We start from the raw sequence: 18,557 nt of genomic DNA, 5'->3' as shown, positions 1-18,557 counted from the left end.
GAGGGCTCCTTATGCGAGGGAATAGCGGATATTGGAAAGGTCGATTACGTCATTCGCGGCCAGACCCATGTTGGCGGCCAGGGAGAATACGCCGGTACGCAGGGCATTGAGGTACACGCCGCCCACGCCGGACGTTACGTTGCATATAGGCAGACGAAGCGGATCGGTATCGCTGGCCAGCCAGGTCGGACGATAACCGGCAGGCATGGTCGCAAACTGCCTGATGGTGTTCGTGCCAAGCGCGGCGGTGATAGTTACCTTGCCGCGAAACTCGACAACGTCGTCGATAATGCGGTACTGCGGCGCAGTTGGCCCTGCGGTGAATCCACTGACAAGTGTCAGCGCAGTCCATGTCCCCGCGTTTGTGGGAAGCCAGGCCGAGCCGTTCGATGTTTGTTCTTGTGGCCCCCCAACCGCGTCGGTGACCATGATGGTGTAGTTAGCCCAAGCGGATGCCGTGGGCCGAGTCGCTAACGTGTAGATCCCCAGTCGCAAGGGCCCAGTGAATGCTGGACTTGCCAGCGGCGCAACGTCATACAGACAACCCTTGCTTACCGCAAACCATAGACTGCCACTGGCAACCATTCGGACTGTCATCCCCCGAGATAACGTAAAGGAGGCGACTTGCGCGGTTTCCAATACGATTAAATCGGAGCCTTGAGTTAAGAAAGTGCATGTGCCGGAGCCAACATAGCGAAATTCAACAACCTTCAATGACATATTGGCGGCAACCCCTAACGTAATCGTAGGGTTCGCTGAGGAAACGTTGTAAAGCGTTCCTCCAGCAGTGTCTGGCACGGTCAGGGTTGCACCTGCCATTGCTTGTCTTGCGGCGTAGGCCTGAAGCGATGCGGCGATAGCGACGGCTTGCGGAGTGCTAACCGGCTTTGTTGAGTCCGGCGTGTTGTCCACCTGATCCACCAGCAGCGACTGACGCTGCAAGGCAACGGTGCCCAATGCCAAGAAGCTGCGTGCCTGAGCTGTGAACACAGCAAGCGCCGCAGTGCTTGCGCTGTCGAAGTAGGGCAGCCGGTCGGCGGCCGGTGTAAGCGCGTTGAGCGCGGCCAGCGCGATCGACAGGGCCTGTTGCAGGCTGATCCAGTTGGCCAGGGTGCCAGGCGCATCGGCGGAAAGAATGAAGGCTTGCCCGGCGAGGTCGGTGCGGATCGCTACGTCACCGCGTTCGGCTGTCAGCGCCAGCATCGCGGCTTGGCTTGCGACCGTGAACACTTCGTTGATTGCCAGCGGCGGCAACTGGCTGACCGGGATCTTGCCATCAGCGCCCAACGTGGCCACGCCGCTTGCTGCGCCCTTCTGGGTTGCCGGGATCTTGGCGTCGAGCGTGGTTTGCAGGTCGGTTACGCTGCTGATCGGCTGAACGCCGGTGTGGTTCGCACGGTTTTTCAGGTTCGCATCGGTGTCGTTGGCCGTAGCCCCTGTGGCGATACCCGACAGCTTGGTCTTTTCGGCTGATGTGAAGTCCTCGGTCGAGAGTCCCTTCCCTGTCACCTTGTCGACTTTCAGGCCCAGCGCATTGGCCAGATCTGTCTGCGCCGACAGCGTTCCGGTGATCGAGCCCCAAGCGGTGCCGCCGGCGCCCGCGACCGAGGCCCATGTGGTCGTGCGACGGGCGTACAGGATGCCGTCGGCAAGGCTCAGTGCGGTGCGCGCATTGAAGAACGACCAGTAACCATCCAGCCAGCGAGCAACCTTGCCAGCCTGCCCCGCCCATGCGCCGGTCGGTGCCGCGCCAATGACATGCCGGTCGCCCTCGACCGGGCTTGCCGGTGGAGTGTTGCCGTTCACGGTCAGAACGGCCAGTTGCAGCAGCACGTCGATGACGTTCAGAGCTTCGTTCAGGCCGGCAGCCGGATCGATGGTGTTTTCCGGCACGAAGGGAATCGCGTTGTTTACGCTGTTGCTCATACGTCCACCGTAATGGCTGGCCCGAGGCCGGTGATTGAGTTGTTTTGCTGCACGCTGAGTGCGCCAGCGGCGTAGGGAATGGTCAGGGTCATGGCCGTGGTGTCGTATGTGGCAGAACCGAGCGTGACGCGGTAACCGGTGAAGTACCGGCCCATGCCGACGCCGTAGCCGCCGCCCAAGCGCCCTACCCCTTGCCAGCTGATGACGAGGCTGTCGCCGGATCGGTGCGCATTGAGGTAGGCCGGCTGCCGCTCCTGCTGCGATCTGCCCACGAATGTCACCGTGGTGCTGGGCCCATCGCTGCGGCTGTAGGAGATCACGCGGAAGGTCAGCGGCCGGTTCAGTTCGAACAGTTCGGCCTCGACGAATGTTAGGTCCAGCCGGTCGAGCAGCACGAAGCGTTCGCCCACGGCATGGCCGGAAACGGGTGACCCCTTCCGACCGCGCAGCAGGCCACCCAGGCGCCACTCAGTTTCGCTGAGCTGCTCGACAGTCGAGAAGTTGATCAGCTCATCACCGATGATGGCCAGGTTCGCTCGGTTCATCATCTCGGTCATGGTGGCCGGGATCAGGTCCATGTCCGACCTCAGCAGCTTGACCGTGAAAGTGTTGCGGTCGTCGCGGTAGCTGGCCGTGTGCGCACCGAATGCCGATGTGATCGCGCCCATGGTTGCATTCGACGTGGTACCGGCAGAGGCGGTCCAGTTGGCCCCGCCGTCCGTGCTGTACTCGACGACAGCGCCATTCCAGTCCAGCGTCAGGCTGCTGACCGCGATGTAATAGCCCAGGGCATCGTCGGCAGATTGCAGGATGTGCGAGTCGATGAACTCCATGCGCGACTCAGCCGCGACAAGGCCCGGCGGGGTCGAAGGCACAGCCGCCGGCACGCCGCTGATATTTGAGCTGTACGCGCTGACCCGGTCGTAAATGGCCTTGTAGTTCTGCTGTCCGTCGTCGATCTCGATGCTGGTGATACGCATCCGGTCGCCGTCGAACACAATCACATCGGACGTTGTGAGCCACAGCCAGTTGTCCGGCAGCGAGAACTCAACTTCGCCGCGCTGCTCCTCGGCCGCGATCTTGTGCGCGATGACCACGGCGCGCGCGGCATCGTCGGCCCGCATGATCACAGTCGTCTCCGAGTTGCTCTCGGAGCTTGACCGGGCATCGAAGCTGCGGTCACTGGTCTGTTTGTCTGTCGTCAGCCCGCCATCAGTGTCGAAGTACTCCATGTTGATGACACGGGGGATGCTGATGCTGTCCTTGCGGCTGATGCGCTCGAGCTCGTCACCATCGTCGACCAGGTCCTCGCGGGTGATCGTGGCTATAGCCGCCTCACCGCGCGGGATGAAGTGGATCTCGCCGCCGTAGCTGGCCGGGTCGAACATGAAGATGCCGGCCAGCGCTTCGATTGCACTGGCCGCCGAGTGCGCGCTTGAGGTCGAGAAACCGTCCACATAGCCTTCGAGCAGGCTGACATTGAATCGGTCGTACGGCACGCCAGCCCGGTCGCATATCTCGGCGACGATGGACGGCAGCGCCCAGGAGCAGAGCAGCGGGTCATAGGCCTGGCTCAAGGGGGAACCTCCATCATGAATTGCAGGCGGAGCCTGTTCGAGAAGCCAATGCGGAGAATTCCAGACTCAAGGCCGGTGGCCAGCAGGCGCTCAACCGTGAATCGCTCGCGCTGCTGGCAGAAGTACAGGCTGCCGCCACGCACGTAGGCCAGAATCACGTCGCTGGCCTGGGCCTGCGTGACGCGTTTGTCGTCGAGAATGACTCGGGGGGTGATCGTGCCGGCCGGCAAGTTGGTGACCACCTGGCCGGGCACACTTGAGTCGTACCAGAGGATCTTGGGCTGGCCCGCCTGCATGAACGCCAGCACTGGGCGCATGAGCTGGTCGAAGGCGAAACTGATCTCGGTTATACCGGCGCCTTCGTACAGCACAAACTCCGGTGTGTTCGGGGCGCCGAGCATCACCTGCTCTCGGATCAATCGTGCACGCCAAATCTGGAAGGTGTGGCCTTGGCTGGTGTCGTTGACCGCTACCCCGCCATCCTCGTAATCGATGAAGTTGGTAACCGCCAACGCCCGCGCACCCACGAACCGCCCCACCACAGGCTCGGTGGACAGCACGTTATCCGGCATCATCAGATCGTTCTCCGGGCCCAGGAGTGCGAGAAGGTCAGGGTCAGGGTTTGTGTGCTGGTCTTCATAATTGCGGGAGTGAATTCCACCTGGTAGGAACCTACCCCCTGCTTGACCAAAACAGACTTGATTCCTGCCGCAAAGTTAGCGACAGAGATGTCCCAAGTAACGCTTCCAGCACGCGAATAACTGCCGGAGCTGTACGCGGCGTCAGTGACAGAGCTTCTTGGAGCTGAGGCGCCCGCCGGCAAGCCTGTTATTGACGCATTCGCAGCGCCCTCATGAGCCCTGATAGCCTGATCCCAGCCTATGTATAGGGCCTCACTTATGGATCCCAGGTTAGTCCAGTACGAGTCAGAGGTTACTCCGGCCGCCCGCGAAACCCAGCTTGTCGACACGCCGTTCAATGTAAGACTGCCAGTCAGGTCGGCAGTTGGTGCGTAATATCGTGCCTGATAGGTGACTTGCAGAATCTCATCTGCAAGAACAGTGATTGTTGTTGGAGAGCCTGCCCCATCCACGATCAGTGCACGACTGAATAGGGATCCTGTTAAAGCCCAGCCTACTCCAACCTCAGATATATTCCCTGTTGCCACTCCAGCATCGAACTGGAATGTGGTCGTCCTGTAGGTGTAGTAAGGCGCTGCCGAGGTTGTACCGCTTGGTCTTGTCGAAAAGTTTTGAGTGCCTGCAATTCTTGAGCCCAGAGAGCTATCAGCGACTGTGGCAGGAGCTGAGCCGCTTCCCACCTGGCAGTAAGTCAGATAGTCACTGAATGCGCCCATTCTATCCAGGCCTGCGTTTGTAATCAGGTTCTTGAATGTCGGCACCGGCTGACGGCCGCTTCCAGGGATCAAGCTCCCATCGTTGTCGACCTTGAAAATCTCGATTGTGTAATAGCCTTCAACTTCGCAGAGAAGATCAATGTTCATGACAGGTTTCCAGAGGTAATCGAAAGCCCTCCCGAAGAAACCGCCTCGGGGGCATAGTTTGAATATGAAATAAGGATTCGGCGTAGTTCTCCGGAGGGGATGGATAGACCGCCAGATGAAACGCCTTCTACAGGGGTAACGTATCCCTTGAGAGTCGTCCGAAGCTCCCCGCCCTGCAAATCAAGCCCAGATGAGGCGACGGCCTCAGCAGGTGCTGTGTAGCTGTTAAGGGTGTTTCTTAGCACTCCAGAATCCACGCCTATTCCGCTCGATCCCAGCGCCTCTGTGTAACCTTGCCAAGGCGCATCAGCCTTGGCTGGTGTCGACTCCACCGCCTCGATCACCTCAATTGGGTATACCCGCGAGGTCAGCGAAAACCCCTCGGCACGCTCAACCTCGAACTGGAACTGCGGCACCGCGCCGGACATTTCCGTGAGGTCTTCGTCGATCGCGACGATGTACGCCGTGCCCCGGTAAGCCGGCACGTTGCCGACGCCCCATATCGCCTCAAGGTCCGGGCTGGGCATCTGGTCCCAGTTGCCCAGGTACAGCCGGTACGCCTGTAGGAACACCGGGTTGTTCTCGGCGCCCCAGTCGTTGCCGCGCGCGTCGTAGACGAGCTTGTTATTGCGCCAGATGCGGGAGAACGAGGTGATCGGGCCTTCGCAGACGCCAATGGCGTACGTGCGGAAGACGTGTTCGACTTTTGTCTCTTTTTTTCCACCACCACCCTTGCCGCCGGACTGGGTGCTTTCCTTGACCAGGCGCTTGATGGGTTCCTGGCAGTGGATTATGTTGCCGCCAATGGGCCGCACCCGGCCCCAGATGATTGCTCGCGGCTCTGACTCCTTGGCGGTCTGGGCACTGAGCTCGCCCAGGCGCTGAGGCTCCGGGTCCTTGGGGCCAAATTCCTTGTCGAGCACTCCGGGAAGACCCAAGCCCAGTACGTTGGTGGCTTTGAAGATCAGGCTGTTGCGCCCGAATAGCGACGCCGACAGACTCATGGCCAGGGCCTGTAGATGCGGACAATGCGCTTGCGCCAGGCGTCGTCGATGCCATGCTCGGTGACACTGATCTGGCTGTAGCTGTGGATCAGCGTCACGCCGTGCACGCCATTACCGATCAGGCCGACATGAGACGGCTCGGTCTGGCCGTCCCAAGCCATCAGCACCACGTCACCGGGGCGAAGGTCATCGACCGGCTCGCCAAAGTGCTCGAGCATTTCCCGCTCCAACCCATCCAGGTGCGGCGTGCGGCTGTAGTCGGTCCGGTCGCGCATCACGAAACCGCCAGCAGTCATGGAGACCACCAGCAGGCCAATGCAGTCGATGCCGAACTTGTTGCGCCCCCGGTGCCGCCACTTGCTGCCGATGTACGTGCGCGCCTCGGCCAAGGCCGCGTCAATCGATGATTGCTGATCCACTCAAGCCTCCAAAGACCTGTGCACTCGGGGTCATTGTCTCCAGGCCGTCGCCGACCGGGATGAATGGCTCGCCCTTGTAGTTGATGTAGTTGCCGTAGGCAGTGCAGAACGACGGGGATTTGTTGCAGTCGCGCCGGATCTCGAACTGGTGGCCCGGCTCGATGGTGAAAGGCACCGGCTCCAGTAGCGCAATCGTGTGACTGACCGCGCTCCAGGCCTCGACCTGATACAGCCGGGTCGTTGACCGGTTCGGGCCGGTGATCCAGCGCAGACGCCCCGGTACCGGCTCTTGGTCTAGGCTGAGGCCGGCGGCGGCGAACACTGCCCGCGGCTCATCGCCCACGGCCGACACTTCGCCAGTGCGCCACATGCCCGATGCGTCAACACCGCACCCGGTCTGCCCCCGCGCCTCACTGCCGAACACAGCCCGGCACCGGCGGGACCAGACATGGCCAATGTTCTGCTTGAGCCGCATCGCGTAGCTGAGCAGCTCAGGCACATAGATTGAGGTGCCCTGCACGTTGACTTCGCCCACGTCGCCGGCGTCGATGACCAGGTGGCCCATCGATAGATCGGCCCAGTTCACGAGCATCAACTCCCAGGACGCGTCGTCTAGGTCGCCCGCCAGCGCCATCTCCAGCGTGACCCCAGGCACATCGACCGACAGCAGTGCACTGGCCTCGGCGTTGTCCACTGATAAGCCGGTGTCCGTAGCGATCACCGACGGGTCGAACCCGTTGATGGCGATGTAAGTCACGCCCAGGTAATCGACGTTGCGGTCCAAGGTCGTGAGGCCGAACACCTGGCCGTCCCGCAATATCAGCTTGAGCAGCCGGCAGGTGCTGGTCACCGACTGCTGGAGGTGCGCTTTGAGTGCCGCTGGCATGGTCCTCATAGGCGAATCTCCACCAAATCAACGTCAGCAGAGAGAATGTAGCCGCCCTGCGTCAGCGCGATCGGGTCCACATCCAGCCGATCCGACTCAAACCGCACAGGCACATCGAACTCGCCAGACCAGTAGATCTGCGAGCCCGCCGGCGCTGCTATGGTGACCGCGCCAGTGGTGTAGTCGATCACTGCGGCAGCAGGCTGACCATCAACGAAGATGGTAACCGTTCCTTCCACAGGCTTGGCTATGGGCCGTTGCAGGGTGAGCGGGCCGAAATGGTAGGACTTGAGCAGCCCATACCTGCTGGACGATCCGGTACCGGTGCCGATGTGCTCCATTTCCGCCTGAAAGTCCGTCCAGTCCTTCATACGAAACCCGATGAGACTGCCCAAGCAGACCATGTGGGCAGACCTGACCTTCTTGTGATCCTCCGGCTTGAGAAGGTCGTAAACCACGCTGAACCTGCCCAAGGGCATAGACCAGTTGGCGTTGCGCCTCTCGTGCCCGGATTTGAGCGTTTTAATGCGAGTGTTGAACTCCCGCCCGAACTGCGAGCCGTAAGACACGCAGTCGAGCAGCCTCGATTCGTTGAACATTATCCGAGCCTCGATGCCTGCCGAATTTTCCGGGCGTTAGCCGCCGCAGTCTGGTTGGCTGTGCGGTTGTCAGGAGCGCCGAAGTTGTTGGTCTGGTTGACGGTGATGTTGCCGGGCTGCCGGCGCCCCGCCCTTGGCATGGAGCCTTGGCCAGATGCGTCAACTGGTGCACTGCGCGAGCCGGACGACTTGGCCTGAATAGGCGTTACGTTGCCGTTGCGCAGGGCCTCTACAGCGGCAACGCCGCCGAAGTTGCGGATGTCAGCCTGCGACCAAACCACTTCTCCCTTGTGCACCACGCCGGCCGGCTCATATTTCCCGCCCGAGCCCGTGTAGCCACCCTCGGAAAACCCGCCATTTAGGCCCTTAATCAGGGCAAAAGCGGCGATGAGAGCTGCGCCACCCACAACAGCAGCGGCGCCGAACGATCCAATAGATGCGACCAGAGCTGCCGGCATCCAGGCGGCAAGTGTTGTGCCTGCCGCTGCAACCTGGGCGCTGGTGGTTGTAGCGGTGGCGGTTAGGGATGACGCCGTTGCGGTTGCATCGCTTGTTACCTTGGCGGCTGTCTTTGTCGCCTCAGCAGCAACGGTTGCGCTGGTTACGGTCGTGATCCCGGCCAGTTGCAGGGCCTGGGTAACAACCCACTGCGCCGCAATGTCGGTGATCGCCTTGAGCACCGAATCCGCCATGGATGTAGCCAGATTCGCGAAGGCTTCGCCCAGCGTTACCGTACCCTTGACCAGCTCTTGCAGCTGGCTGGAGAGCGCACTGGTGGTGTCTGAAAGGATTTGAGAGGTAGCCTCGAACGCCTGCTGATTAAAGTCAGTGGCGATGTCGACGTAATTCCGCCAAGCCTCAGAAACACCTACCAGCCATTCGCCCTGCAAGCCGTCCAGTTTCGTGTAGTAATCCCGCTGATCCTCAAGGCGTGTTGCCAAGGCATCTTTAAGGTCCTGCGTCTCGGTCTCGTAGAGCTTTGCCTGGCTTGCCGATGGGCTATCGAGTTTGTTGAAGTCGCGCGATAGCTTGTCCATCTCCTTCTGGTACGTCTGACGGATCTGCAGGTCTTGCTGCATCCGCTGCCTGGTCTTGTCGCCCATCCCGGCGCCGGCAAGACTGCTGGCCATGCCTTCCCTGGCCAGATCCAGCTGCGAGTTCAGGTTTTCACGAAAAGCACGCAGCTTTGCCTCGTTCTCGTACTCCTCCTTTTTCAGCTCGTTCGCCCTTTCGAGGGCGGCGTTCTGCTTCTGCTGGGCAAGGTTGAGCTCACCCATTGCCAAGACCTGTTTCTGGGTCGCGGTCAGGGTGCCTTTGCTCTTGAGGTTTTTAAGCTCGTACTCAAGCTCGATGAGCTTTTTCGCTTCCGTGCCCAGGGTCCTGGTGCTGCTGCCCTGAACTTCGATTTCCCGGCTTTGCTGTTGGAGCACGGCATAGCGCTGGCGGGCATCGTCCAAAAGCTTCTGGCCCGCGTCTTCGCGCACGGCCTTGGTCTTGGTGGTGCTCTTGTTCGGATCGGTCGTAGCGCTGAGCTGGGCAATAGCCTCAGTCGCAAGCTGCTGCGGGGTCTTGCGCGGCGCAACCCCGTTGGCAGGCGTAGGTGCGCCAACAGGCACCATGCTGCGTCCGGTGATGGCGACCTTCGGCGCCTCGGGCACAAGTAGGATGCTTCGCCCGCTGGCGAGGTTGAGAGACTTGTCAATGACGCGCTGCATCTCGCCAATGACTTTGTCAGCGTTATCCTTCGCGGCTTTCGCGGTTGCATCGAACGCGGCCTTGTTGGCCTTGGCCGCTGCTGACGCTGCATCCTCGGTCGCTTGTTGCTGTGTATAGAGAGCAATCAGCTCCTTGCGCAGCGATTCCTGGCGGGTTTTGTCCGCTTCCTTGATTGCGTCCTTGTATTTGTCCAGCACATCGATTTGGGCTGCAATGAGTCTGGCTTCTTCGGTTTGCTGGGCATTGAGCCCCATTTTCTTGGCTGCGTAGGCGGCCTGGGCCTTCTCGTTCGCCCCGAACAGATCACGCTGCTCACGCAGTTTTGCGATGTACTTCTCCCATTCAGCGACTTGGGCCTTGGTCTGTTCTGTATTTGCGCCTTGAGCGGCTCGCAGTTCGTCGACGCTTTTGGCTGCGCCACTGGCCGACTCTTTTGACTGGGAAAGCAGCTTGTTCAGCTTGTCTGCCTGCTCACCACTCCTTTCATGCGCCGCAGCCAGTTTTTCAAGCTCGGCAACATAGCCGGGCATGATGGATGCGTTTTCTTTAATCCAGGCCGTGATCGTTGGCAGAGTGCGCGATCCTTCGCGAGCCTCTGAGATCATCTTCGCGAACGCTTCGCCGCCCTGCACGCCAGCGGCGCCAAGCTGCTGGAATGCCTCCTGGCCGCGCAGGGAGTACTCTTCAAATGCCTTCGCAGCTGTCTCCGTGGCCTTGATCTGCCCGTCAGTCCACTTAGAGACTTGAAGGGCACGCTGAGCTTCTCCGAGAGCTCGGAACTTCACAATTGACTCATCAATCGCAAGGTGTTGCTCAATTAGCGAATCCGTTGCGCTGTCAGTGTTATCGCGGAAAAGCAGATAGCCCGCAGCAATTGTGCCTATTGCCAAGGCTATTCCCGCAGGGCCGCCCAGAACACCAAGTAGCCCGGTGGATGCCGCACGCTGCCTGATTTGAGCTTGAGTGACGGCGTCAGTGGCAGCTCGCTCTGCCATTCTGGCAACAGCAACCTGCTCAGATGCACGCACCTGGTTAAGCGCTGCAACAGCATTCCTTTCGGCGGCAATGACAGCAGACTGAGCCTGAATCTGTTTTGCCTTGGCGTTTTCGAGGTCGGCCGCAGCAGAAGCCATGGCGGCAGTTCTATTTGCGTAATGGGAATAAATGCTTTGAGCCGTTGCCAGCCCAAGAAGGCCGAGCTTTGCTGTCAGGTAAACAGCACCTGCCGCCGCCGCCCCGCCGAGTACCGAGCCCACTATCTCCATTGTTTTGGAGAGGGCCTCCGAACTGATCGTCAGCGAATCCATGTACTTCGAGAGACTTACGAACTCTGCCGATATAGCCGCGCTCGACCCGCTGGCCTGGTCCATCTTGCCGATGAACTGGGTAAAGCTGTTGTTCAGGGCGGTGAAGCTGTTGCCGATGGTCACGGCTGTTTTGTTGAACAACTCATCAACGGCACCCTGCTGAGACTGCAAGGCCTTGACTACGGCCTCGGCGGTCAGCAGTCCGGCCTGACTCAGCGTGCGCAGATCGCCAACACTTTTCCCCATGCCTCGAGCGATGGCCTGGGCCAATGCCGGCGCCTGCTCCATCACCGAGTTGAGTTCCTGCCCGCGCAGCGTGCCGGATGCGAACGCCTGGCCCAGCTGGATCAGGGCTGCGTTTGCCGAAGCGGCCGAAGCGCCTGATATCGCCAGGGTCTTGCTGATCGTCCCAACGATGCCTGCTACGCCCTCGCCCGAAATTTTCAGCTCTTTCTGGTTCGTTGCGATGCGCTGGTACAGTTGAGCCGTTGCATCCAGAGGCTGGTATGCGCTCTGCGCAGCGTTGAACACAGCCTGCTGGGCGAACACCAACTGACTCGAGGTCTCGGTTACCAGCTTCATGCGGTTTGTCAGCGACTGATAGGCCTCGGCGGCTTGATAAACGCCGCGCACGGACTGAGCGGTTCCGAACACACCCGCAAGCGGGCCAAGCAGGTTTGTGGACGCCACGGTCAAAGACCTGAACTGACGATCCAGGTCCGCTACAGGGCCTCCGGCAGAGCCTGCGCGCTGGCCAGCAGAGCCCATGGCGTTATTTGCAGCAGTCAGAGCAGGAGCGACACGCGCGGCGGATTCGCTCAATGCGTCCAAGGCGCGCTTGATGGAGGCTATTTTGGCCTCGGCCGCTGCGGCACCGCTGGCAGTAGCTGCAATGCTTCCGGCCGCAGCCGAAAGCGCGGGGGATATGCGCTGGCTTACATCACTCAGGTCTGCCAGCGCCTTGCGAATCCCGGCGATCTTACTTTGTGAGGCGGCGGAGTTGTTTCCAGCAGCTGTGATGCTGTTAGCGGCGCCAGATACCGATGAGCTCGCCTTGCTGCCGGCAGCAGCCAATGCCTCAAAAATCTTTTGGATGGCCTGCATGTTTGCGCCGGCCGCCACGGAGTTCTGGCCGATGGTCAGTATGCTGCCGCCCACGCCCTGAATTGAAGCAGAGATCCTTGCGCCCGACTCGCCAAGCGAATCAAAAATCGTTTTCGCTGACGCCACCTTGTCGGATGCAGACTTGAGGCTTTGCCCGAACGAGGAAAGCGCAGCGCTCGCGCCAGATAGTGATGGGCCGACCCTTGTCCCAGCCTCCGTGATTCCGTCCAGTGCACGAGCGAAGTCCTTGGCCCGCTGCTCGGCTGATTTGCTGTCAAGGTCAACTACCAGGCGCGAAGAAATACGCGCAGCTGAATCGTTGATAGCGTCCAGAGAGCGCTTGACTGAATTTATCTTCGCTTCGGCAGCTACGGCGCTATTGGCAGCGGCTGAAATACCGGCAGCCACGACCGACAGCGAGGAGGACGCTCGCAGGCTGGCATCGCCAAGGTCCGACAAAGCCTTGCGAGCAGAAGCGACCTGGCTTTGCGATGCTGACGAACTGCTGCCTGCGGCGGTAATGCTGCTGGCTACGGCAGAGACAGAGGCAGATGCCCTGTTACCAGACGCCGTCAGTCCGTCGAGCACCTTCTGGATAGACTGAATATTGGCGCTGGCAGCCGCAGCATTCTGGCCAATAGTGATGATGCTGCCGCCGACACCTTGAAGCGCAGCAGCAATCCTGGCGCCAGAATCGCCCAAGGACTCGAAAGTCTTCTTTGCCGATGCGACCTTGTCAGCCGCAGATTTCAGGCTCTGCCCGAAAGACGACATCGACGCTGTTGCGCTGGACAGCGAAGGGCCAATTCTGATGCCCGCCTCCTCCACGCCAATGAGAGCGCGGGTAAGGTCCTTTGCTTTCTGCTCGGAGCTACGACTGTCGATCTCTACGACCAGGCGAGATGTCTGGGTCATAACTTTTCTCCGGGCATAAAAAAACCCGCCGAAGCGGGTTGGTTTTTGACCCCGATAAAAGGGGCTGAATAAAGGAATCTAAGTTGCGAATTTACTTACTGCGGCAATTACAGCGACTACTACACATGCAATCAGGATGACGCGCCCAAAACCACTGTAACCTTCATCAATCATCAATGCCTGCTCGTTATTTTTGCGCGCATCACCAAGAGTTTGCTGGGTTCGGGCCTCCATTTCCTCGGCGTATATTCCGTAAAACCTTTCGCGCTGCTCATCTGTCAGCGGCGCAAGTTGCTCTTCCAGCAAGTCCTTTTGGTCCAGCGATTTCTGATGCACATTGCCTCCGGCGAGGGAGAACTCCAACATCTCCTCGGCATTGATGCGCACAAGTTCACGGATTTCGGCGCGGGTAGCTGTGGCGTAATTCATGGATGCCCTCCCTGTGTATGGTTAAATTTTACCATACGCAACGCAGGTGGAACTCAGGCATCCTCGGCCAGCACGACCTCATCAAGCGCGAACATCACCTCGTCAATGTATCGACGCGGCAAAGGCAGTGGGTGCGCCTCCAGCCAGTCGCTGATCTCGCGGGCGGATAATCGTAGAGGCTGTATCGCTGTGGCGCCCACTAGATACCGCCGCCCTCGACAGGCGTTGAAGTAGGCATGCATCAGCGATACGGTAATGGCGTCCTGCTCGGGCTCGGCCGGGGCGGCAATTCGCAGGCTCTTATAGATCGCTGCGCGCTTTTCAGTGTTGCCCCCCCATTCCTGCTCCCACTCAAAGCGAGCAATTACTTTCCCTTGATGTCGGCCAATTCTTCCTTGTTTTCCTTGGCCAGCGCTGCTGACTTGCGCATGACGAACAAGAAGAATTCAACATCGCCCTTGAGCATGGCCACGCCATTATCAACGCTGTATGGAATTTCCTTGCCGCTCTCGTCCTGCGCACCCTTCCAATCCTTGAGGATGAAGGTAGCAAGCAGAATGCAGTGGCCTTCGTGCTCGGTACGCTCGCCACTGACAACGCCCAGCTCGCCTTCACTGAACTGAGCGTCATTGCTTCTCAGTCGGCGGCTCAGGCGCTCGTAGCCGATGGTATAGCCCTCATTGTCCAGGGGCATCAACAGCACTTCCGTGCCCTCTTCGTCGTATTTCTCCCAGCGCGACTCAGCAGTAGCGGTGGCAGGTTTCTTGATCTTTAAAGCCATGATAAATCCTCACGCCACGCCAATAAAAAGGGCCGCCCCGGCGGCGTTGTACCGGGACGACCAAAGGAGCTCGTTATGCAGTAATAGTGATCGAGGACGTGCCGGTCTTCGTGCCGTCAGCGGTACTGGTTGCGGTGATTGTTGCGCTGCCGGCGGATACGCCGGTGACCAGGCCGGACGCGCTGACTGTCGCCACGCCAGGCGCGGAGCTGGTCCAAGTGACGGACTGGGTTGCGCCAGAAGGCGCCACGGTCGCGGTCAGTTGGCGAGTTGCGCCCACTGCGATGGATGCGGTTGTCGGCGAAACGGAAACGCCTGTAACGGCCGCTGCCGGCGTGCGGGTGATGGTTGGCGAGAGCTTGGCCACAGTCCAGTTCAGCGTGACCTCGACCAATTCACGCTTGCCGCCACTTGGCAGCTCGCCATCCACTTCGATCGCAGGGAAGTTCAGCGTGTACTTGTTGCCGAGCGAGTCGGTGATCGGGAACGAGACGGCGATGGTCTTGCGGGTGAACTGGTTTTTCCAGAGCTGCCAAGCGCGCGAGCTCCAGGCCAGTACGATCGTGCCAGTGATCGCCGCTTCGGTTTCGATCAGTGCACCAGGACCCAGCCGGGAAGTACCCAGGCAGCGCTGAACCTGCAGGCTGTTGTCCAGGCTGACGGTCATTGCCGACACGCAGGCCGAGCCTTCCAGCGATACGCCATCTACAAGGATGGTGCCCACGTTGGCATTCGACATGAACGGCGTGGTGGTCGGCGGGTTGATTGGCGTTACGGTGTTGGTGTCGCCGTCAGCAAAGTCCAGCCCCATCATTGTGAAAGTGGCGGTGATCTTGCCGTCGGATGGCACGTCCAGCGCGAAGGTAGAGACGTGCATACCCTTGAACAGGGTGAACACGCTGACGTCGTTGAAGTTCTTTGCGACGGTGAAGGTCCGGCGAGTAGCGCCAACCTCCAGCACGTTGCCCGTCCAGGTTCCGTAGAAAGCGGCCTCCAGCAGCTTGTCGAACGAGCCGTAGGACAGTTCGCCGACCAAGTCGCCCTGAATGTCGGTGGTGGTCACCACAGAGCCCTGGCTGAGCCGGGTGTCGGTGATCTCGTCGCTGACCTGAGTATTCGGCGTTGGCGACAGGGTGTTGCTGGTCAGGCGCAGGGTGTCCCATGGCCCTGTGGTAGGGGTGACGCCCGGGGTGACCTCGGGAATCAGGTAGCTCGTAACTTTTGCGCCCGAACTCATCGGAGGCCTCCTAGATCAATTGATCCGGGGAGGCGGGTTGATCAGAGGGGCCTTTCGGCGTGTCTGGTCAGCGTGCCCGGTGGTGCGGGTGGTTTAGATGTTCAGCTCGATCTCAATACTGGTAAGGACCTGTCGGCCCACTTCGCCATGAGTGTTGATATCTACGTTGGTGAGCTGAACGTATTCTACGGTCAGCCCCGTTTTCTTGTTGAAAGCCTGGATGGCATCAAACACTTGCTGCGAGAGCAGGCGGCGCTCTTCGCGCACCTGATCAATAGTCATGCTCGGGCTGTCACTCATCGCCCTTCTCCTTCGCGCCAAGCCAGCGTTCCCAGGCCGCAAGCGCGGCTTTCGCGGCCCGGATAAGGCTGCGGTGCAGTTCTTTGGTTGTATCGCTCATGTGCAGTCCTCAGCCGGCGCGAAACCGGATATTCACGTTGATCTGGTAAAAGTCTTCGAACAGGCCAACCACAACCTGCGACACCTCCATGCACTCGATATCGCCGGAAGACCAGGCCTGAAAGTGGCTTGAGAGAGCGTCGGCAAGAGTGTTCAGCCCGCAAAGCCCACTTGATCGGCGGGCAAAGCACTGGATAACCACTTGTCCAGGCCGGCGGTAATAAGGCGTGTCAGCCATGCCAGCAAAGAAGGATGAGGCGTGCATGATTTCGAAGGCGCACCAGACCCCAGTCGCCGGCGGCGTGAATGTCCCGCCTGCCTGTGGGCTGTTGGCGTACTCAATGCGAGACTGCTCAATACCCTGGAACGAAACCATGCGCCCCGTCAGCGTCCTGCGGATCGTTTCAAATTCTACGGTCATCGGTATTTCTCGCTGACGCCGATAAAGGAAATCCCGTAGACACCCTTGGGAGACATACGACTGAATCCGCCAGAGGTGACCTTGACGGTGGGTCCGTTGTAGCCGCCGAACTCCAGCTTTTCGCCGTACGGGCTGTTGTTCTGGATGTAGACGATGCCAAACGGCTTGAGTCCGGCCAGCTTTGACTTTGCCGCCAGTCGTGTAGCAGTCCCCCAGATGTCCAGCGCGGTGTTGACGGTAAAGTCAGGCGCGCCGAGCGAAACAATGTTGTTCGCCATATAGTTGCCGGTGTCGATCGGCGAGTTCGCGGTGATGTCGCCGATCATGTCGATTGCAATGGTCTTTTGCAGCCGAACCAGATCGGTCTTGACCTCTTCGATGAACTCGCTTGGCTTGACGCTCCAGGAACTGGCCATCAGGTCGCCCTCAGCTGGATCTGATAGTGCACACCCGCAGGGTCGGCAACAGCCTCGATGACGCGGTACATCCGCTGCTCACCGGTGATCAGATCCTTTGCCTTGACGTCATGATCCGGCCTTGGCCGGTCGGTCACCTCGTTGACCAGCGCAATCACGCGCACGTCCGTGGCAAGAATGCGCTGACCGTCGATCTGGTCAGCCTTGAAGCGGGTCAGCACGCCGCGACCGGTGTATACCACAAGCTGCGCGTCAGTCTGCTCGGTGACCGGGTTGTATCCCCCTGGCCCCAGATATGAGCCGGTGAAACCAGACACGGCCTCGGCAAATGCTGTATCGAACAGCGCGCCGAATGAGGACTGCATAGCGCCTTTGATGCTCATAGCCTCACCTGTTCGATTTTCTTGAGTGCGTACTCGGCCACGCATCGGCAGTTGATGCGCTCGTGTAGAGGTGCACCCAGCGAAGTGTCATGCGGATACATGAGCAGCGCGCCGCTCGACGAAACAAACGGCTCGTCCTGCTGAACCGCTTGCCCATCAAGACCTACGTGCGTGTTCCGAACGCGCTCGTCGCGCATGGATCGCCAAGTTTTGACGAATGTATAGAGGCCGTTGCTGCGAGCCGTGAGCTGTCGCCACCCCTCATCCCTGCCTTTGTGATATGCCTCGGCGGCGAGGGTCTGAGCCAAGCGCGCAGCACTTGTAATAAGCAGCCGGTCGGCATAGGCGCCTGCGGCCTTGTTCACGACCTCTTTCGGGATGGGTTTGCCGCTGGCAATGGCTGCCTTTACTACGGCATCAAACGTCGGGTCTCGCCTTACCCTGCCCAGGTACTGCTTGAGCTGCGCAGGATCGCCACTGGACAGTTGGTCCTTGGCATTTTCGATTGCCTTTGCCGCTGTGCCACTCAGACCAACAACGCCGCCGGAGCGAACGCCGGTCTGCTTGCTGAGGCGACCGGCTACGTTGAGTGCAATGGTTCTTGGCGAATCACCGCGAGCGACACCGGCAGCTATAGCCTCTCGTACAGCCGCAATCTGCTCGATAGCTGCCTGCTGCTGGAGCGCTGATGCCTGGCCGGACAAGAAGCCATTCACCCTGTCTGTGCCGGGGTCAAACTCCTGTCGCACGCCGGGAATGCGTATGCCGGCCACTTCCTTGGTCGCGCCGCGGATATAGATAACCCGCAGGCGAACGGTCAGCAACGAGAACAGACCCAGCAGCAGAAGCTCCTCGATGCGTGACTCGTCACCCTGCTGGATTGCCTGCTCCAGCTCCTGGATGCTGATCCGCTTGACGGTGCCGGCGACCTGGCCCAGATAGTCTTGCTGGACCTGCGGCTCAAGGCTTTCAATCTCCCGGTCCACCTCGGCGGCCTTCATACGACGAACACCGCAACCCCGCAGAGCCGCGTATTGCGCAGCAATGGGGCTACCAGTTCATCGACAACGGTAACGATCGGGCGGGTGGGCACCGAGCCATCCACAGCGGCCGGGGCCTGATACTCGATCTCCAGCACGTCGACCTTCTGCCGCTTGATGGCACTGGAGGCGACGTAGTCGGGGCTCAGGCTGCCAGGGGTTACCAGCTCACGCAGAGCGGCTTCATAGGTCGCATGCTCGATCTCAACCGGCACCTCGGTGTCAGGAATAGCCTCGCCATCGCTGTCGAATGCGTTCTTGCGCGGCCATTGCAGGGCCTGGGCCCGGCCACCGGTCTTGGAGCCGGAAAACATCGACTCCCAGCGCCCGCAACTGGTCTGCTGCTGGTACTTGCCGTCGATGTACGCCGATGCCCGGACCAGGGCGGCCTGCTTCGCCTCATCAGTGCCGGTCCAGGTCGAATTGGCGCGATCGGCATGATAGGCGTCAGCGGCTGCGACGCTTCCGTAGAATTCAGGCATCGGGATGTCTCG

18 protein-coding genes are annotated in these 18,557 nt (G+C 60.1%); all 18 read right to left on the bottom strand.

The annotated features are described in order from the left end of the window. Positions 1-9: 9 nt before the first annotated feature. A complete protein-coding gene (locus ACYAS9_RS22960; protein ID WP_463570601.1) occupies positions 10-1,926 on the bottom strand; it encodes a DUF2793 domain-containing protein in 1,917 nt (638 codons plus the stop codon). Beyond that, complete coding sequence (locus ACYAS9_RS22955; RefSeq protein ID WP_463570599.1) at positions 1,923-3,503, bottom strand: phage tail protein; 1,581 nt, start codon at positions 3,501-3,503, stop codon at positions 1,923-1,925. Before ACYAS9_RS22955 ends, ACYAS9_RS22960 begins: the two co-directional genes overlap by 4 nt. Then, positions 3,500-4,078: a hypothetical protein gene (locus tag ACYAS9_RS22950; protein WP_463570598.1), complete on the bottom strand. Its 579-nt coding sequence runs from the start codon at positions 4,076-4,078 to the stop codon at positions 3,500-3,502. The genes ACYAS9_RS22955 and ACYAS9_RS22950 overlap by 4 nt, the downstream gene beginning before the upstream one ends. Continuing rightward, on the bottom strand, positions 4,078-5,007 hold the full coding sequence (locus ACYAS9_RS22945; RefSeq protein ID WP_463570597.1) for a hypothetical protein: 930 nt from the start codon (positions 5,005-5,007) through the stop codon (positions 4,078-4,080). Before ACYAS9_RS22945 ends, ACYAS9_RS22950 begins: the two co-directional genes overlap by 1 nt. Then, entirely contained in the window at positions 5,004-6,011 is a 1,008-nt protein-coding gene (locus ACYAS9_RS22940) for a hypothetical protein (RefSeq protein ID WP_463570595.1), read from the bottom strand. The genes ACYAS9_RS22945 and ACYAS9_RS22940 overlap by 4 nt, the downstream gene beginning before the upstream one ends. Further along, the gene (locus ACYAS9_RS22935) at positions 6,008-6,430 is read right to left on the bottom strand and encodes a C40 family peptidase (protein ID WP_463570593.1); all 423 of its coding nucleotides are present in this window, start codon (positions 6,428-6,430) and stop codon (positions 6,008-6,010) included. Before ACYAS9_RS22935 ends, ACYAS9_RS22940 begins: the two co-directional genes overlap by 4 nt. Further along, on the bottom strand, positions 6,408-7,325 hold the full coding sequence (locus ACYAS9_RS22930; RefSeq protein WP_463570592.1) for a DUF2163 domain-containing protein: 918 nt from the start codon (positions 7,323-7,325) through the stop codon (positions 6,408-6,410). The genes ACYAS9_RS22935 and ACYAS9_RS22930 overlap by 23 nt, the downstream gene beginning before the upstream one ends. Further along, the gene (locus tag ACYAS9_RS22925; protein ID WP_463570591.1) at positions 7,322-7,915 is read right to left on the bottom strand and encodes a DUF2460 domain-containing protein; all 594 of its coding nucleotides are present in this window, start codon (positions 7,913-7,915) and stop codon (positions 7,322-7,324) included. The genes ACYAS9_RS22930 and ACYAS9_RS22925 overlap by 4 nt, the downstream gene beginning before the upstream one ends. Then, positions 7,915-12,957: a tape measure protein gene (locus ACYAS9_RS22920; RefSeq protein WP_463570590.1), complete on the bottom strand. Its 5,043-nt coding sequence runs from the start codon at positions 12,955-12,957 to the stop codon at positions 7,915-7,917. The genes ACYAS9_RS22925 and ACYAS9_RS22920 overlap by 1 nt, the downstream gene beginning before the upstream one ends. A gap of 78 nt (positions 12,958-13,035) precedes the next feature. Beyond that, on the bottom strand, positions 13,036-13,386 hold the full coding sequence (locus ACYAS9_RS22915) for a hypothetical protein (protein ID WP_463570589.1): 351 nt from the start codon (positions 13,384-13,386) through the stop codon (positions 13,036-13,038). A 364-nt stretch (positions 13,387-13,750) separates the two neighbouring features. Then, complete coding sequence (locus ACYAS9_RS22910) at positions 13,751-14,167, bottom strand: hypothetical protein (RefSeq protein ID WP_463570588.1); 417 nt, start codon at positions 14,165-14,167, stop codon at positions 13,751-13,753. A 73-nt stretch (positions 14,168-14,240) separates the two neighbouring features. Then, complete coding sequence (locus ACYAS9_RS22905) at positions 14,241-15,404, bottom strand: phage tail tube protein (protein ID WP_463570587.1); 1,164 nt, start codon at positions 15,402-15,404, stop codon at positions 14,241-14,243. Positions 15,405-15,497: 93 nt separating this feature from the next. Continuing rightward, a complete protein-coding gene (locus tag ACYAS9_RS22900) occupies positions 15,498-15,704 on the bottom strand; it encodes an SPFH domain-containing protein (RefSeq protein WP_463570586.1) in 207 nt (68 codons plus the stop codon). Between the two features lie 109 nt (positions 15,705-15,813). Then, the gene (locus tag ACYAS9_RS22895) at positions 15,814-16,224 is read right to left on the bottom strand and encodes a hypothetical protein (RefSeq protein ID WP_463570585.1); all 411 of its coding nucleotides are present in this window, start codon (positions 16,222-16,224) and stop codon (positions 15,814-15,816) included. Beyond that, a complete protein-coding gene (locus tag ACYAS9_RS22890) occupies positions 16,221-16,640 on the bottom strand; it encodes a hypothetical protein (RefSeq protein ID WP_463570584.1) in 420 nt (139 codons plus the stop codon). The genes ACYAS9_RS22895 and ACYAS9_RS22890 overlap by 4 nt, the downstream gene beginning before the upstream one ends. Continuing rightward, positions 16,640-17,023 carry a hypothetical protein gene (locus tag ACYAS9_RS22885; RefSeq protein WP_463570583.1) on the bottom strand — a complete coding sequence of 128 codons (384 nt, stop codon included), beginning with the start codon at positions 17,021-17,023 and terminating at the stop codon, positions 16,640-16,642. The genes ACYAS9_RS22890 and ACYAS9_RS22885 overlap by 1 nt, the downstream gene beginning before the upstream one ends. Further along, entirely contained in the window at positions 17,020-18,024 is a 1,005-nt protein-coding gene (locus ACYAS9_RS22880) for a phage minor head protein (protein ID WP_463570582.1), read from the bottom strand. Before ACYAS9_RS22880 ends, ACYAS9_RS22885 begins: the two co-directional genes overlap by 4 nt. After that, complete coding sequence (locus ACYAS9_RS22875; protein WP_463570581.1) at positions 18,021-18,545, bottom strand: DnaT-like ssDNA-binding protein; 525 nt, start codon at positions 18,543-18,545, stop codon at positions 18,021-18,023. Before ACYAS9_RS22875 ends, ACYAS9_RS22880 begins: the two co-directional genes overlap by 4 nt. Positions 18,546-18,557 lie beyond the last annotated feature (12 nt).

The sequence above is a fragment of the Pseudomonas sp. HP_08 genome (genome assembly GCF_055284095.1).
This window is presented reverse-complemented; position numbering and strand designations above follow the sequence as displayed.

What these genes read in the sequence shown, in the direction of transcription:
- ACYAS9_RS22960 (WP_463570601.1), bottom strand. Translation starts at nt 1,926, where the DNA reads ATGAGCAACAGCGTAAACAACGCGATTCCCTTCGTGCCGGAAAACACC.
- ACYAS9_RS22950 (WP_463570598.1), bottom strand. Translation starts at nt 4,078, where the DNA reads ATGATGCCGGATAACGTGCTGTCCACCGAGCCTGTGGTGGGGCGGTTC.
- ACYAS9_RS22945 (WP_463570597.1), bottom strand. Translation starts at nt 5,007, where the DNA reads ATGAACATTGATCTTCTCTGCGAAGTTGAAGGCTATTACACAATCGAG.
- ACYAS9_RS22940 (WP_463570595.1), bottom strand. Translation starts at nt 6,011, where the DNA reads ATGAGTCTGTCGGCGTCGCTATTCGGGCGCAACAGCCTGATCTTCAAA.
- ACYAS9_RS22930 (WP_463570592.1), bottom strand. Translation starts at nt 7,325, where the DNA reads ATGAGGACCATGCCAGCGGCACTCAAAGCGCACCTCCAGCAGTCGGTG.
- ACYAS9_RS22925 (WP_463570591.1), bottom strand. Translation starts at nt 7,915, where the DNA reads ATGTTCAACGAATCGAGGCTGCTCGACTGCGTGTCTTACGGCTCGCAG.
- ACYAS9_RS22920 (WP_463570590.1), bottom strand. Translation starts at nt 12,957, where the DNA reads ATGACCCAGACATCTCGCCTGGTCGTAGAGATCGACAGTCGTAGCTCC.
- ACYAS9_RS22915 (WP_463570589.1), bottom strand. Translation starts at nt 13,386, where the DNA reads ATGAATTACGCCACAGCTACCCGCGCCGAAATCCGTGAACTTGTGCGC.
- ACYAS9_RS22910 (WP_463570588.1), bottom strand. Translation starts at nt 14,167, where the DNA reads ATGGCTTTAAAGATCAAGAAACCTGCCACCGCTACTGCTGAGTCGCGC.
- ACYAS9_RS22905 (WP_463570587.1), bottom strand. Translation starts at nt 15,404, where the DNA reads ATGAGTTCGGGCGCAAAAGTTACGAGCTACCTGATTCCCGAGGTCACC.
- ACYAS9_RS22900 (WP_463570586.1), bottom strand. Translation starts at nt 15,704, where the DNA reads ATGAGTGACAGCCCGAGCATGACTATTGATCAGGTGCGCGAAGAGCGC.
- ACYAS9_RS22895 (WP_463570585.1), bottom strand. Translation starts at nt 16,224, where the DNA reads ATGACCGTAGAATTTGAAACGATCCGCAGGACGCTGACGGGGCGCATG.
- ACYAS9_RS22890 (WP_463570584.1), bottom strand. Translation starts at nt 16,640, where the DNA reads ATGGCCAGTTCCTGGAGCGTCAAGCCAAGCGAGTTCATCGAAGAGGTC.
- ACYAS9_RS22885 (WP_463570583.1), bottom strand. Translation starts at nt 17,023, where the DNA reads ATGAGCATCAAAGGCGCTATGCAGTCCTCATTCGGCGCGCTGTTCGAT.
- ACYAS9_RS22880 (WP_463570582.1), bottom strand. Translation starts at nt 18,024, where the DNA reads ATGAAGGCCGCCGAGGTGGACCGGGAGATTGAAAGCCTTGAGCCGCAG.
- ACYAS9_RS22875 (WP_463570581.1), bottom strand. Translation starts at nt 18,545, where the DNA reads ATGCCTGAATTCTACGGAAGCGTCGCAGCCGCTGACGCCTATCATGCC.